This window comes from Agrobacterium sp. ICMP 6402 (assembly GCF_009498615.1).
GTDB classification, from domain to species: Bacteria; Pseudomonadota; Alphaproteobacteria; order Rhizobiales; family Rhizobiaceae; genus Agrobacterium; species Agrobacterium burrii.
This window is the reverse complement of record NZ_QSNV01000013.1, coordinates 102,764-116,056: the sequence shown is the minus strand read 5'-3', so window position 1 is coordinate 116,056 and position 13,293 is coordinate 102,764. Positions and strand designations below refer to the sequence as shown.

Below are 13,293 nucleotides of genomic sequence, written 5' to 3'. Positions count from 1 at the left end.
GAACGCCGCCACCGCCGGTGTGCGGCCCGAACATCTGCTGCTGTCGAAGGAAAGCGGGCTGTGGCAGGGCAAGGTGACGGTGGCCGAACATCTCGGATCGGATACCTTCCTGCATCTCGAGGTATCAGGCATCGGGCCGATCACCGCCAGAACCGATGGCGAGTTCGAATGCAGGCATGGCGATACCGTCTTCATCACACCCGATGAGACGAAGGTCCACAGGTTCGATGACAAGGGGCTGGCGATATGACCGGAAGGCTGGAAGGCAAGTCGGCGCTGATTACCGGCTCGGCGCGCGGCATTGGCCGCGCCTTTGCCGAAGCCTATCTGCGCGAAGGCGCAACGGTTGCCATTGCCGACATCGATTTTGAGCGCGCCAGCCGGACGGCGCGCGAAATCGGCGAGAATGCCTATGCCGTCGAACTTGATGTGACCAAACAGCATTCCATCGACACTGCCATCCGCACCGTGGAAGGCCAGACGGGTGGGCTCGATATCCTCATCAACAATGCCGCACTCTTCGACCTCGCACCGATTGTCGAGATCAAACGCGAGAGCTATGAGCGGCTGTTTTCGATCAACGTATCCGGCACGCTGTTCATGATGCAGGCCGCCGCAAAAACCATGATTGCTCGGGGAAAAGGCGGCAAGATCATCAACATGGCAAGCCAGGCGGGCCGGCGCGGCGAGGCGTTGGTGGCGATTTATTGCGCCACCAAAGCCGCCGTCATAAGCCTCACGCAATCGGCCGGTCTTGACCTCATCAAACACGGCATCAACGTCAATGCCATCGCGCCCGGTGTGGTCGATGGTGAGCACTGGGACGGTGTGGATGCACTGTTTGCGAAATATGAAAACCGCCCGGCCGGCGAAAAGAAGCGGCTGGTCGGTGAGGCCGTACCTTTCGGCCGCATGGGCCGTGCCGAAGATCTGACCGGCATGGCGATCTTCCTTGCTTCTGATGAAGCCGAATACATCGTCGCCCAGACCTACAATGTCGATGGCGGCAACTGGATGAGCTGATCCCCGGGTCTCCCCGGTGACTGGCACGAACAACGTTTCCCCTTTCGAGGATCGTGACATGACATGCAAACTCTCCCTCGCAACGCTGGATGAAGCCAAAAAAACGGCGGCGGTTCCCGCCTATTCCCGCGCAGATCTTTCCGCCGGCATCGTGCATTTCGGCGTTGGCAATTTCCACCGCGCACATCAGGCGGTCTATCTGGATGATCTGTTCAACACGGGCACGGACCATGACTTCGCCATCATCGGTGCAGGCGTTCTCCCCTCCGATGCGGTGATGCGCGAAAAGCTTGCCGCGCAGGACTTCCTGACGACGGTGGTGGAACAGGACAATAACCGAACCGGTGCGCGGGTGACCGGGCCGATGATCGACATTCTGAAGGTCGGCGACACAAAGACGATTATCGATACCCTTGCTGATCCCAAGATCCGCATCGTCTCGATGACGATTACCGAGGGCGGTTATTTCATCGATGCCTCCGGTTCCTTCAACCCGCAGCATCCGGCCATTGCCGAAGACGGCAAGAACCCGGCTGCGCCAAAAACCGTGTTCGGCTTCATCGTCGCCGGGCTGAAGGCTAGGCGTGACAAGGGGCTGCAACCCTTCACCGTCATGTCTTGCGACAACATTCCCCATAATGGCAAGGTCACAAAGAATGCGGTAGTTGGGCTGGCGGCCTTGTCTGATCCGGCCTTCGCGAACTGGATCGGCGAAAACGTCGCCTTTCCGAATTCCATGGTCGACCGCATCACGCCGGCCACCGGCGAGCGCGAACGCACTATCGCCCGCGACGATTTCGGCATCGAGGACAATTGGCCGGTCTTCTGCGAAGAGTTCAAGCAATGGGTGATGGAGGATAATTTCCCCGCTGGTCGCCCGGCGCTGGAAAAGGCCGGCGTGCAGTTCGTGTCTGATGTCGCGCCCTATGAGCACATGAAAATCCGCATCCTCAATGGCGGCCATGCGGCAATCGCCTATCCGGCGGCACTTCTCGATATTCATTTTGTCCATGAGGCGATGGAGCATCCGTTGATCCGGGCGTTTCTGGCAAAGCTCGAAAAGGAAGAGATCATCCCGGTCATTCCGCCCGTTCCCGATACTGATCTTGAGGAGTATTTCGGGCTGATCGAGCGGCGTTTCCTCAATCCGAAGATCGGCGACACCATTCCGCGTCTGGCGCAGGACGGTTCCAATCGCCAGCCGAAATTCATCCTGCCATCCACCGCGGATAGATTGTCGCGCGGTGAGGACATCATCGGTCTTTCGCTGGTGTCTGCCCTGTGGTGCCGCTATTTCTACGGCGCCTCCGACAGCGGCAAGGAAATCACCTTCAACGATGCCAGCGCCGAGCGTCTGCAGGCGGCCGCCATCAGGGCCAAGGACGACCCGGCGGCCTTTCTCGCCTTCGAAGACATTTTCGGGGAGGTTGCCGAATCGGAGCTTTTCCGTAAACGCTTTGCCCAAGCATTGAAGACGCTGTGGCAAGAAGGTACGGCGAAGACCTTGCAGCTTTATCTGGATGACAAGCTGGCTGAAAAGTGACGTGAAATGGAAGACCGAACCGGGCCTCTCTTGATTTTCGATTGCGATGGCGTTCTCGTCGACAGCGAGCCGGTTTCGGTCTCGGTGCTTCTCGACATGCTCTCCCATCTCGGAGTGACGATGGGAGAGGAAGAGGCCTATGAGCGCTTTCTCGGTCGCAGCGTCGCCAGCATGACGACGACGCTGTTTGAGGATTACGGCGTCGAGACGGACATTGATTTTCTCGATCATATGCGGGCGACGTTGTTCGAACGCTTTCGTACCGAGTTGCGGCCGATCGACGGCATTGCAGAAACGCTGGACCGGCTTGTGGGCCTCAGACGCTGCGTGGCCTCTTCCAGCCAGCCGGAGCGCATCCGTTATTCGCTGGGGCTGACCGGCCTGATCGACCGGTTTGAGCCGCATGTCTTCAGCGCCACGATGGTGAAGAATGGCAAGCCGGCACCCGATCTTTTCCTGCATGCGGCGCAGGCGATGGGCGCCGAGCCGCGTCACTGCATCGTGATTGAGGACAGCCCGGCCGGCATTGCTGCCGCAAAGGCGGCCGGCATGGGCGTTTTTGCCTTTACCGGCGGCTCGCATGCGCGCTTTCCGGCATTCCGCGAAAAGATCGCCGGGCTTGGGGCGGATGCCGTGTTTGACGCGATGCCGGATTTGGTCCAACTTGTTGGCAGCTATGTGGGGAAGGGCGGTTTTGACAGGCGGGTGGAACGTGACGCAGGCTGAAGCAAGGCTTGCCTGCCGCCCCAATGTCTTGGCGCAAGGGATGGAATTGCGGACTTGATGCGTCAAAATCTCGTCGCTGTCGATGTCGGTACAGCCAGCGCGCGGGCTGGCATTTTCGATCCAACCGGCAGGCTTCTCGCCCGCTCCACCCACCCAATCCTGATGCAGCGGCCGCGTGAAAACCACGCTGAGCACGATTCCACCGATATATGGAATGCTGTCTGCATTGCCGTGAAAGCGGCCCTTGCCGACGCCGGCGTTCTGCCGCAAAGCGTCGCCGCGATCGGTTTTGACGCCACCTGCTCGTTGGTCGTTCGCGACGCGCAGGGAGAGCCGGTTTCAGTTTCGGTGACGGGTGAGGACCGGTTCGATACCATCGTCTGGCTCGACCACCGCGCGATATCAGAGGCCGACCGGCTGACGGCCTCGGGCCATCGGGTGCTGGATTTTGCCGGCAACAGCGTGTCGCCGGAAATGCAGATGCCGAAGCTGATGTGGCTGAAAACGCATATGCCGGCCAGTTGGGCGCGCATGTCCTTCGCCTTCGATCTGGCGGATTTTCTGACATGGAAAGCAACCGGCTCCTCCAGACGCTCAAATTGCACGCAGACGGCGAAGTGGAATTTTCTGGCGCAGGAAAATCCCGGCTGGCAGGCGGATTATCTGGAACTGGCGGGGCTTGCCGATCTGAAAGAGCGCGCCAGCCTTCCCGAAACCACGGTGATGCCGGGGGAGAGCATCGGCCCGCTTTCGCCCGAGGCGGCGACCGAACTCGGTCTCGACACCGGCTGCCAAGTGGCGGCGGGCATGATCGATGCCTATGCCGGAGCGCTCGGTGCTCTAGGCGGTTTCCTTTCGGACGATGTCGGTCGGCACGTGGCGCTGATCGCCGGCACCTCAAGCTGCCTCGTTGCCATGTCCGAGCGGCAGATGCCCGGCCACAGCCTCTGGGGTCCCTATTGGCAGGCGATACTGCCCGGCTACTGGCTGGTTGAGGGCGGGCAATCGGCCACCGGCGCGCTGCTTGATCATATCGTGCGCATGCATGCGGCGGGCGGTGAGCCGGATACGGCGCTGCATGCCCGCATCGTTGCCCGCGTCACGGAATTGCGTGCGCTTGAGGGCGAGGCCTTTGCCGAGCGGCTGCATGTGCTACCGGATTTTCACGGCAACCGCTCGCCGCTTGCCGACCCCCATGCGGTTGGCGTCATCAGCGGGCTGACGCTGGATACGTCCTTCGACAGTCTCTGCCGCCTTTACTGGCGCACCGCCGTGGCGATTGCGCTCGGTGCGCGCCATGTGCTCGATGCCATGGAGCGCTTCGGTTATTCGGTCGAAAGCCTGCACGTCACCGGCGGGCATGTGAAGAACCCGCTCTTGATGGAGCTTTACGCTGATGTGACGGGTAAGCGCATCGTGGTTCCCGCCACCGCCGATGCCGTACTGCTTGGCACGGCGATGACGGCGGCAGCGGCCGGCGGTGTGCATGCGAGTATTGCGGCGGCAGGTGCCGCCATGTATCCGGGCAATGCGGAAATTTCCGGAAATCCGGAGCTCACACCCCGTTATGAACGGGATTACCGCCGTTTTCTCGCCATGTACCGCCATCGCCAGGAGCTTGAGAGCCTCTGATTTTGGCCGGCAGATGATGGGGTGAAATCTGGAGTGGACGGATGAGGTTTGTTTCTTCTCCCCGGTCGGGGAGAAGGTGGTCCGAAGGGCCGGATGAGGGGGCAAGCTCCCGGTTTGATCTCGACCCTCGCCCCCTCATTCCGCTGCCGCGACCTTCTCCCCGGCGGGGAGAAGAAACAAAGTGCTATCGCTCGATCCATATTCTTGCGCGGCTGAAAGCTTGTCGCAGATCATATGCCTAGCGAGCGCTTCAGGCCGGTGAGGTTTTTCATCCGTGTTTTGCGCGTTTCATCCGCTTCCGCCATCAGGCTGCAGAGGGTAAATTCCATCAATGAAACGAGTTGCAGCAGACCCTGACCGCCATTCTGGGCTTGAGGCAGCGCTAGACAGATGTCTGCGCTCTCAGGACCCCATTCGTAAAACCGGGTGGTGATCAGAAGTGTTCTGTAGCCGCCTTTGCGTGCGGTTGCCGACAGGTGTTGCAGGGGCGAGAGCCTGCCACCGCAATCCATGATGACGAGAAGCGTCTGTGCCGGCTCGAAATCCCACAGGGCGACATAGCCAGCACTGTCACCGCCGAGATAATGGACGTGGCCGCGACATTCCAGAAGCCGTCCGTGAAAGTGACGTGTGGCCCCGAGACCTTCCGGTGATGTCGCCAGAAAAACATCGGTTGTCGAGGCGATTTCGGTCATGGCCAGACGCCAGATTGGCTGGGAGGTCATGTCGAATGCGGTCTGGATGGCCTGGATCTGCTGCGAGAGGAGTTGGGAAAACGGGTTGGACTGCCGCTCTCCGCTTTCGGTAATCGTTGGCTGATCCTGACCTGCCGCCTGTTCGGCATGGCGCAGATCGGCGCGAATGTCGCTGAACTGCCGGTATCCCAGCGAACGTAAAAAACGGCCGACCGTCATCGGGCTGAGGCTGAGCTTGGCAGCCAGCGTCTGCGCCGTTTCGAAAGGTAGCTCGTCCAGATGCTCGATCAGATATTTGGCGATCTTGCGCTCGGAAGGTGTGCCGGCCTTCATGGCACGGGTAAGATTCAACAGCAGCTTTTCCACCAACGCCTCATTTTTTATCTTTATTGAACGATGATGCATCCGCGCGCGCAAAACGCGCGTGCGAACTGCGATTTGACGGTGGAGGTAAGCTTTCCCGGCCTTGCCCTCCACCGGACAGGAATGCGAAATATTATAGATGGATTATTATATTTTAGAGATACCTTTTATTCAAGGGAAATTCCATCTCCGGTTTAATTTCAGACGTTTGGCGGTTTTTACCCAATCTTGCAGAGCGCAGGCCCAGTTCTTATCTGTCGTCTGGTCAGAGAATTTCAACGCGAGAGGCCCCAGGGGAGTTCCGAATGATTCTTGATGCAGCGAGGCTGGCATTCCAAAATCTCTTTGCGACCGAGACCCGGTCGGTATTCTGGAAGGTTTTGGGGCTCACGCTTCTCGTGCTGGCGGCTCTTTGGTTCGCCATCCGCTCCATCTTTATCTACTTCGCCCTGCCATGGGTGGATACGCTTATCCCCGGGGTACCTGACTGGGCGGGGTGGCTGACCTTCGTTTTCGCCATTTTTGCCGGCATAGGACTGGCGCTGGCGCTGGCATTGCTGATTTCGCCGGTCACCGCTGTCATTGCCGGCCTGTTTCTCGACGACGTCGCCGAAGTGGTGGAGAAAAAGACCTATCCCGATGATCCGCCGGGCAAGGCAATGCCAATTGGCGAGGCCGTGCTGTCGTCGATCAAGTTCTTCGGTGTCGTTATTGCCGGCAACCTCATTGCGCTTTTGCTGCTCCTGGTGCCGGGCGTCAACCTCATCGCGTTTTTCCTGGTGAACGGTTATCTGCTCGGCCGGGAATTCTTCGAATTTGCGGCAATGCGTTTCCGCTCGCCCGCCGAGGCAAGGTTGTTCCGCTCCAAACACCGTACCACGGTGTTCATGGCCGGTCTGGTGATCGCGGCATTTCTGGCGGTCCCGTTCCTCAACCTTCTGACGCCGCTATTCGCCGCCTCGATGATGGTGCATCTACATAAGGCCGTCAGCCGGCGTGACCCTTCATTCGCCGCCGGCCGCACCGAACAGCTGCGCGGGTAGCTCCACCAGCGGGGCTGGAATATCAAAGGTCTTTTCCGGAGATTTGCAGATATCGGCGATCACGCAGCGCTCGCATTCCGGTTTGCGCGCCTTGCAGCAATAACGCCCGTGCAGGATCAGCCAGTGATGGGCATGGAACAGATATTGCTCGGGAATGATGCGGACGAGCCGGTCTTCCACCTCGTCCGGGGTTTTCCCCGGCGCAAGACAGATCCGGTTGGCGATGCGGAACACATGGGTGTCCACCGCAAGCGTGGGCACGCCGAAGGCCATCGACATCACCACATTGGCCGTCTTGCGGCCGACGCCTGGCAGCATCACCAGCTCCTCGCGGGTCTTCGGCACTTCGCCGCCGAAGTTGTCGATCAGCATCTGCGACAAAGCGATGACGTTTTTCGCCTTGTTGCGATAAAGGCCGATGGTCTTGATATGGCCAATCAGCTGCTCTTCGCCGAGCGCCAGCATCTTTTCCGGCGTGTCGGCCACCTTGAACAGCGCCCTTGTCGCCCGGTTCACGCCGACATCGGTTGCCTGCGCCGAAAGCGCCACCGCTACCAGCAGGGTGAAGGGATTGGTGTGTTCCAGCTCGCCTTTCGGTTCCGGCCGCTGAATGGAAAAACGCCGAAAGATCTCGGTCAACTCATCCTTCGAATAGGCCGTCTTCACCCGCGCTGGCTTACGCGCGAATGCCGGATTTGACTTTTTCAATGTTTGGGTGCTGGATCGTTTTTTGGCGACTGTCATGGTCTATCTATAGCCAGCCCGCCCGAAGGAAAGCAACGTGGATACGCTCAACGACCAGCCGATTTTCGCGGCGGAACTTGTTCCGCACCGTTCGCTTGGAAGAAGGGGTTTCCGGCTGCTTCTTGCCTTGTCGGGGTTCGCCTGCCTGATCTATGGCGGCTTTTTCCTCGCCACCGGCGCATGGCCTGTCGGCCTGTTCTTCGGGCTGGATTTTCTGCTGCTCTATGTTGCCTTCCGCGCCAATTATCGCGCCGCAAAGGCGCGGGAAGAGGTCCGCATCTCCCGCACCACCCTGTCGATCCGCAAATTTTCTCCGGCCGGGCGTATGGTGGAGTATTGCTTCAATCCGTTCTGGGCGCGCTTCAACGTGCGGCGGCACGATGAGATCGGCATCGTTTCCATGCAGGTGACGGGCGAGGGGCGGGCGACCGATATCGGTTCGTTTCTCAACCCTGATGACCGGGAAAGTTTCGCCAAGGCCTTCGGCGGCGCGCTCGCCACCGTCCGACGACGGATGTGACAGCTCGGTACTTCTTATCTCAGTTGTGCCCGGGACAAGTGCCAGGATGACGTTGCATATGAGAGGGTGTTGGCGGGCCGGGAGACCTACCTGCACACGAAATCGTTGTTTCTCGCGCTGCTTGTCGGCCGGTCAGCCCTTGCTGCCTGTTAGTTTCAAGCTGCCGCCCTCGCTGATGCTGACATCCAGTTCACCATAACCGCCAATGGAAAGATGCGGCGTTTCGATGGGATGCGAATGGGTGGCGTTGATGACCACGACGGTCGCGCCCATGCTTTCCCCGGCCTGAATACCAGCCGGCGCGTCTTCGAAGACAACGCAGCGTTCCGGCGAGACGCCGAGCTTTTCCGCCGCCTTTTTGTATCCTTCCGGGTCCGGCTTGCCGTTCACCACGTCTTCGGCGCAGATCATAACCGGGGGCGGCGTGAGGCCCGCTGCGGCCAGTCTGCGTTCGGCAAGCGCGCGGGCAGCCGAGGTGACGATGGCCCATTTGCCGGCCGGCAATTTCGCGAGAAACGCTGCAGCTTCAGGAATCTGAAGAATCCCGTCGACATCGTCCATTTCCTTTTGCAGCAGCATATCGGCCTCTACCTGGACATCAAGACCGGGCACCGCCTCGCGGCGCACCACTTCCGAAGCGCGCATGCCATGGATGCGTTGCAGGAAGGCGTTCGGTTCTATGCCGTTGTCCACGGCCCATTCGCGCCAGACCCGCTCCACCACCGCAATCGAATTGAGCAGCGTTCCATCCATGTCGAACAGGAAGGCGGCATAGTCTTGCGAAAATATCTGGTTCTGCGGTGGGACTTTGCTGTGCATTTCATTCTTCCGTTGAAGGTGTCGGGCTTGCCCCCCGTGTCTATAGCATCGGAGGCCATAACGAAATCGCTTTTTCCCGCTCGAAAACCCATGACGGGCATCTGGCTGACGGCTGATAGTGTCCCGGAATCGGACGGTTCGCGTCTTACCGACTCGGGTGAGATGGGTTAGGAATGCTGGCGGTGAATCCGGCCTCACGGGGCGTCAGGTTGCAGCAAGGCTCAGTCGCTATCATGAGTTTTCGCAAGCGATGGAAATACGCAAAATCAAAAGCTAATGGATGTTTTTGGATGTTTTGCATGAGATTTTTCCTGGCGAAAATTTCTTAACGAGACCGTCGCTTTAAGGGCGCTGTTAACTATTTGTTAACCATATTCGGGGTACCTAATTGTCAACGATTTGTTTACCAAGATGACCAAAGTGCTAACAGACCAGCGTTCCATTCGTATCAAAGGCCGCTCCTTCCTCGCGGTCGTCCTGTCTCCCGAAGCTCCGGTCGATCAATGGCTGGAAAGGCTCGATGATCTCGCCGCCCGTTCGGCGGGGTTCTTTCTGTCGCGTCCGGTGGTTCTGGATGTGTCGGAACTGTCGCTCGACAAAGCGGGCCTGAAGTCGCTGCTGGCGGCGCTGACGGAGCGTAATGTCGGCATCATGGGCATTGAGGGCGTTCGTCCTTCGATGATCGAGCCGGGCATGCCGCCGTCGCTGAAGGGCGGAAAGCCCGCTTCCGATGTCGAGGTGGAGCCGGTCGCGGTCGCCGCCGAACTGCCGGAAGAAAAGCCACGCGCGTCGGGCGAGGTTCGCGCCGTGGTGCAGTCGCTGGTCATCAACGAGCCGGTGCGCTCCGGTCAGTCAATCATGTTTCCGGAAGGCGACGTGACCGTCATCGGTTCGGTCGCCTCGGGTGCGGAAATCATCGCCGGCGGTTCCGTGCATATTTACGGCGCCCTGCGTGGGCGCGCCATGGCCGGTTCGCTCGGCAACGTCTCTGCGCGCATCTTCTGTCGCAAGCTCGAGGCGGAGCTTCTGGCCATCGATGGCGTCTATAAGGTTGCCGAGGATATTGACGAGAAGCTGCGCGGCCAGCCCGTTCAGCTATGGCTGGAAAACGATACGATCAAGGCTGAAAAACTTGGCTGATAAAATAGAGAAAACAACACAGGAACAGGAGAGCCGTATGGGGAAGGTAGTCGTTGTAACTTCCGGCAAGGGCGGGGTCGGCAAGACCACCTCGACTGCAGCGCTTGGCGCCGCGCTGGCGCAGAACAAGCAGAAGGTCGTGGTTGTCGATTTCGATGTCGGCCTGCGCAACCTCGATCTTGTCATGGGTGCCGAGCGCCGGGTGGTGTACGATCTCGTCAACGTCATCCAGGGTGATGCCAAGCTGACGCAGGCCCTGATCCGCGACAAGCGCCTAGAAACGCTGTTCCTGCTGCCTGCCTCGCAGACGCGCGACAAGGACAATCTGACGCCGGAAGGTGTCGAATGGGTCATTGCCGAGCTGAAGAAGCATTTCGACTGGGTGATCTGCGACAGCCCGGCCGGCATCGAACGCGGCGCGACGCTGGCCATGCGCCATGCGGATGTTGCCGTCGTCGTCACCAACCCGGAAGTATCCTCGGTGCGTGACAGCGATCGCATCATCGGACTGCTCGATTCCAAGACGCTGAAAGCCGAACGCGGCGAGCGGATGGAAAAGCATCTCCTCTTGACGCGTTACGACTCCGCCCGCGCCGAGCGCGGCGACATGCTGAAGGTGGATGACGTTCTGGAAATCCTGTCCATTCCTCTGCTTGGCATCATTCCGGAAAGCACGGATGTGCTGCGCGCCTCCAACGTTGGCGCACCGGTCACGCTGGCGGATGCTCGTTGCCCGCCGGCCATGGCCTATTTCGATGCTGCCCGTCGCCTGTCCGGCGAGGATATTCCCGTGGTCATTCCGGGAGAGAAGCGGGGTATCTTCTCCAAAATCTTCGCAAGGAGGGCTGCATGAGCATTTTCAGCCTGTTCCGCAAGCAGAAGTCGGCACCGCTTGCGCGTGAGCGCTTGCAGGTGTTGCTCGCCCACGAGCGGGCGTCGTCGGGAACCGATCTCGTCGCCGTCCTGCGGGAGGAAATCCTTGCCGTGATCGCCAAACATGTGCAGATCGACAGCGACAGGGTGCATGTGAAGATGGATCGCGACGAACATGTCTCCATATTGGAGATCGATGTCGAGATTCCGTTGAGTGCCGACCTGCGCGCTGCATAAGATATTTGGTGAAAGACGCCGCCCTTCAACAGGCGGCGTTTTTATTTATCGGCCGTCGTGTCGACGGGCCTTCGAAACACCTCGGCCAGATCGTCGGGCAGTGGGCGCTTCAGGTTGATGCCGTTCGGCGGTATTGGTGCATCGAACCACTTCTCGTAGATTTTTTCGATTTCGCCGCTCTTGTAGATTTGCCCCAACGCTTCGTTGACGGCATCCCTGAAACCGGTATCCCCGTGGCGGAGCATCAGGCCATAGGGCTGCGGTGGGGCGAGATATTCGTTCGAAATGGAATAGTCTTCCGGCTTGCCGGTTTCGGCGACGAAGGACCGCAGAAGAATATCGTCCATGACGAAGGCTGAGGCGCGGTTTTCGGTCACCATCTCGAAACCGCCTTCGGTGCTGTCATTCTGCAGAACCGCGATGTTCAGCCCCAGCTTGCGGTTGAGCACATTCAACTGGCTGATATTGATGGTTCCGGTCGTTACCACCACTGTACGGCCTGCAAGGTCGGCAACGGTGTTCAGGCGGCTCGTTTTCAACGCCACATAACGGGTGCCGGTGATGAAGTGGCTGTAGGAAAACCACACAGCCTTGCGTCGTTCCTCCGTATTGGTGCTCGCCACGCATTCGATGTCGATCGTCCCGTCATTGAGAAGCGTGATGCGGTTGCTGGGGGTACGTTTGACGAAGTCGACCTTCAGTTCAGGCAGGCCCAGCTTCTTCTTGATGGAATCCGCCACTCTCAGACATAGCTCGATGCTGTAACCGATCGGTTCTGCACCGGTGCCGAGATAGGAAAAGGGAATATTGTGATCGGCATAACCCAGCCGGATGGTACCGGTTCTGGCAATTGTTTCGAGTGTCGGCGGCTGGCTGTCCTCGCTTGCCGCGTGGGTGGATAAAAGACTTAAAATTCCGAATGCAAGCCCCAATGTCGATCTCTGCATCGCGCATCTCCAGCTAAAATGATCTGTCAAAACATGTCTTCATAAAAAAATGCAGGTGGGAGGGCGCCCTCAGTCACGGTATTCACTCGGGGCGTCATATGCCTGTTTCAAGGCGGCGGCCATCGGCAGGTTCAGGTTCATGCCGTTGGGCGGAATGGGCTTGGTGAACCATTTTTCATAGAGGTCGTGAATGGCGGGGCCGGCGAAAATCTGTTCCAGGCTTTCGTTGACCGCGGCTTTGAAGGCGGGGTCGTCGCGTCGGAAAACCAGCCCATAGGGTTCGGGTGCGCTCAGCGTTTCCTGCGAAAGCGCATAGAGGTTCGGATTTTCGGATGTCGCCGCCAACGCTGCCAGCAGGATACCATCCATGACGAAAGCGGAAGCCTTGCCGGAAACGACGAGCGCGAAGGCTTCCTCATTGGTTTTCGTCGGCATGACCGAGATATTGAGATTCTTTTCCCGGTTTATGGCATTCAGCTGCTCGATATTGACGGTGCCGGAAGCAGACGTGACAGAACGGCCCGCCAGATCGGCAAGGCTTTTCAGATTGTCCTGTCTGCGTGAGAGGAACTGCGTCGCGGTCATGAAATTCGGATAGGAGAAATCGACAATTTTCCGGCGTTCGCTGTTATTGGTGGTCGCTGCGCATTCGATATCGATCTGGCCGCTGCGGACGAGAATGAAGCGGGTGGCAGGCGTGGCCTTGACATATTCGAGGTCAAGCCTGTCGAGCTTCAGCTTCTTGCGGATATCCTCGCTGATCGTTCGACAGAGATCGGTCGAAAAGCCCGTTACTTCTCCATCCGGCAGCTGGTAGGAAAAAGGCGGCTCGGCTTCGCGGTAGCCGATGCGGATTTTTGCGGTTCTGGCAATCTGCTGCAGCGTGTCACCTTCGCTGGCGGCCTGCAGCGGGGTGATCGGGGCAAAGCATGTGACGAAAAGGCAAAATACCGCAAGACGCATGTTATTTCCTTTTGGCCGGCGGCCG

At 59.1% G+C, this 13,293-nt stretch carries 15 protein-coding genes; 10 read left to right on the top strand and 5 right to left on the bottom strand.

What is annotated here, in order from left to right:
• From DXT96_RS24705 to DXT96_RS24685, 5 genes are all read left to right on the top strand, one after another.
• Positions 1 to 250 (top strand): TOBE domain-containing protein (locus DXT96_RS24705; protein WP_153516891.1); only part of this gene is annotated, 250 nt, incomplete at its 5' end.
• Positions 247 to 1,023, top strand: coding sequence for an L-iditol 2-dehydrogenase (locus tag DXT96_RS24700; protein WP_149901600.1), 777 nt, complete (start codon positions 247 to 249; stop codon positions 1,021 to 1,023). The genes DXT96_RS24705 and DXT96_RS24700, both read left to right, overlap by 4 nt.
• A gap of 58 nt (positions 1,024 to 1,081) precedes the next feature.
• Positions 1,082 to 2,566, top strand: a complete 1,485-nt coding sequence (locus tag DXT96_RS24695) for a mannitol dehydrogenase family protein (protein WP_153516890.1) — start codon at positions 1,082 to 1,084, stop codon at positions 2,564 to 2,566.
• A gap of 6 nt (positions 2,567 to 2,572) precedes the next feature.
• Positions 2,573 to 3,292 carry an HAD family hydrolase gene (locus tag DXT96_RS24690; protein ID WP_153516889.1) on the top strand — a complete coding sequence of 240 codons (720 nt, stop codon included), beginning with the start codon at positions 2,573 to 2,575 and terminating at the stop codon, positions 3,290 to 3,292.
• Positions 3,293 to 3,349: 57 nt separating this feature from the next.
• Positions 3,350 to 4,924, top strand: a complete 1,575-nt coding sequence (locus DXT96_RS24685; protein ID WP_194287736.1) for an FGGY-family carbohydrate kinase — start codon at positions 3,350 to 3,352, stop codon at positions 4,922 to 4,924.
• Positions 4,925 to 5,154: 230 nt separating this feature from the next.
• Here DXT96_RS24685 and DXT96_RS24680 read toward each other — a convergent pair whose 3' ends face one another.
• Entirely contained in the window at positions 5,155 to 5,988 is an 834-nt protein-coding gene (locus tag DXT96_RS24680) for a MurR/RpiR family transcriptional regulator (RefSeq protein WP_149901596.1), read from the bottom strand.
• Between the two features lie 299 nt (positions 5,989 to 6,287).
• Between DXT96_RS24680 and DXT96_RS24675 the strand changes: the two genes are divergently transcribed.
• Positions 6,288 to 7,025: a sulfate transporter family protein gene (locus DXT96_RS24675; protein WP_153516887.1), complete on the top strand. Its 738-nt coding sequence runs from the start codon at positions 6,288 to 6,290 to the stop codon at positions 7,023 to 7,025.
• On the opposite strand, the gene nth is transcribed toward DXT96_RS24675, so the two are convergent.
• The gene (nth, locus tag DXT96_RS24670) at positions 6,987 to 7,769 is read right to left on the bottom strand and encodes an endonuclease III (protein ID WP_153516886.1); all 783 of its coding nucleotides are present in this window, start codon (positions 7,767 to 7,769) and stop codon (positions 6,987 to 6,989) included. The genes DXT96_RS24675 and nth overlap by 39 nt on opposite strands.
• A 37-nt stretch (positions 7,770 to 7,806) precedes the next feature.
• On the opposite strand from nth, the gene DXT96_RS24665 reads away from it, so the two are divergent.
• Positions 7,807 to 8,289, top strand: a complete 483-nt coding sequence (locus DXT96_RS24665) for a DUF2244 domain-containing protein (RefSeq protein WP_371418992.1) — start codon at positions 7,807 to 7,809, stop codon at positions 8,287 to 8,289.
• Between the two features lie 132 nt (positions 8,290 to 8,421).
• On the opposite strand, the gene DXT96_RS24660 is transcribed toward DXT96_RS24665, so the two are convergent.
• Positions 8,422 to 9,108 carry an HAD family hydrolase gene (locus DXT96_RS24660; protein WP_153516885.1) on the bottom strand — a complete coding sequence of 229 codons (687 nt, stop codon included), beginning with the start codon at positions 9,106 to 9,108 and terminating at the stop codon, positions 8,422 to 8,424.
• A 411-nt stretch (positions 9,109 to 9,519) separates the two neighbouring features.
• On the opposite strand from DXT96_RS24660, the gene minC reads away from it, so the two are divergent.
• Genes minC through minE form a run of 3 tightly spaced genes read left to right on the top strand, consistent with a single transcriptional unit; the run spans position 9,520 to position 11,358 of the window.
• The gene (gene minC / locus DXT96_RS24655) at positions 9,520 to 10,248 is read left to right on the top strand and encodes a septum site-determining protein MinC (RefSeq protein ID WP_153516884.1); all 729 of its coding nucleotides are present in this window, start codon (positions 9,520 to 9,522) and stop codon (positions 10,246 to 10,248) included.
• Positions 10,249 to 10,285: 37 nt separating this feature from the next.
• Positions 10,286 to 11,101: a septum site-determining protein MinD gene (gene minD / locus DXT96_RS24650; protein ID WP_149901590.1), complete on the top strand. Its 816-nt coding sequence runs from the start codon at positions 10,286 to 10,288 to the stop codon at positions 11,099 to 11,101.
• The gene (gene minE, locus DXT96_RS24645) at positions 11,098 to 11,358 is read left to right on the top strand and encodes a cell division topological specificity factor MinE (protein WP_046802074.1); all 261 of its coding nucleotides are present in this window, start codon (positions 11,098 to 11,100) and stop codon (positions 11,356 to 11,358) included. Before minD ends, minE begins: the two co-directional genes overlap by 4 nt.
• A gap of 41 nt (positions 11,359 to 11,399) precedes the next feature.
• On the opposite strand, the gene DXT96_RS24640 is transcribed toward minE, so the two are convergent.
• Positions 11,400 to 12,305 (bottom strand): amino acid ABC transporter substrate-binding protein, encoded by a 906-nt coding sequence (locus DXT96_RS24640; RefSeq protein ID WP_153516883.1) that lies wholly within the window; start codon positions 12,303 to 12,305, stop codon positions 11,400 to 11,402.
• 69 nt (positions 12,306 to 12,374) lie between these two features.
• On the bottom strand, positions 12,375 to 13,268 hold the full coding sequence (locus DXT96_RS24635) for an amino acid ABC transporter substrate-binding protein (protein ID WP_149901588.1): 894 nt from the start codon (positions 13,266 to 13,268) through the stop codon (positions 12,375 to 12,377).
• Between the last annotated feature and the right edge of the window lie 25 nt (positions 13,269 to 13,293).

Excerpts from the sequence above, each read along its gene's own strand:
- DXT96_RS24700 (WP_149901600.1), top strand. The coding sequence starts at position 247 with ATGACCGGAAGGCTGGAAGGCAAGTCGGCGCTGATTACCGGCTCGGCG.
- DXT96_RS24695 (WP_153516890.1), top strand. The coding sequence starts at position 1,082 with ATGACATGCAAACTCTCCCTCGCAACGCTGGATGAAGCCAAAAAAACG.
- DXT96_RS24690 (WP_153516889.1), top strand. The coding sequence starts at position 2,573 with ATGGAAGACCGAACCGGGCCTCTCTTGATTTTCGATTGCGATGGCGTT.
- DXT96_RS24685 (WP_194287736.1), top strand. The coding sequence starts at position 3,350 with ATGCGTCAAAATCTCGTCGCTGTCGATGTCGGTACAGCCAGCGCGCGG.
- DXT96_RS24675 (WP_153516887.1), top strand. The coding sequence starts at position 6,288 with ATGATTCTTGATGCAGCGAGGCTGGCATTCCAAAATCTCTTTGCGACC.
- nth (WP_153516886.1), bottom strand. The coding sequence starts at position 7,769 with ATGACAGTCGCCAAAAAACGATCCAGCACCCAAACATTGAAAAAGTCA.
- DXT96_RS24660 (WP_153516885.1), bottom strand. The coding sequence starts at position 9,108 with ATGCACAGCAAAGTCCCACCGCAGAACCAGATATTTTCGCAAGACTAT.
- minC (WP_153516884.1), top strand. The coding sequence starts at position 9,520 with ATGACCAAAGTGCTAACAGACCAGCGTTCCATTCGTATCAAAGGCCGC.
- minD (WP_149901590.1), top strand. The coding sequence starts at position 10,286 with ATGGGGAAGGTAGTCGTTGTAACTTCCGGCAAGGGCGGGGTCGGCAAG.
- minE (WP_046802074.1), top strand. The coding sequence starts at position 11,098 with ATGAGCATTTTCAGCCTGTTCCGCAAGCAGAAGTCGGCACCGCTTGCG.
- DXT96_RS24640 (WP_153516883.1), bottom strand. The coding sequence starts at position 12,305 with ATGCAGAGATCGACATTGGGGCTTGCATTCGGAATTTTAAGTCTTTTA.
- DXT96_RS24635 (WP_149901588.1), bottom strand. The coding sequence starts at position 13,268 with ATGCGTCTTGCGGTATTTTGCCTTTTCGTCACATGCTTTGCCCCGATC.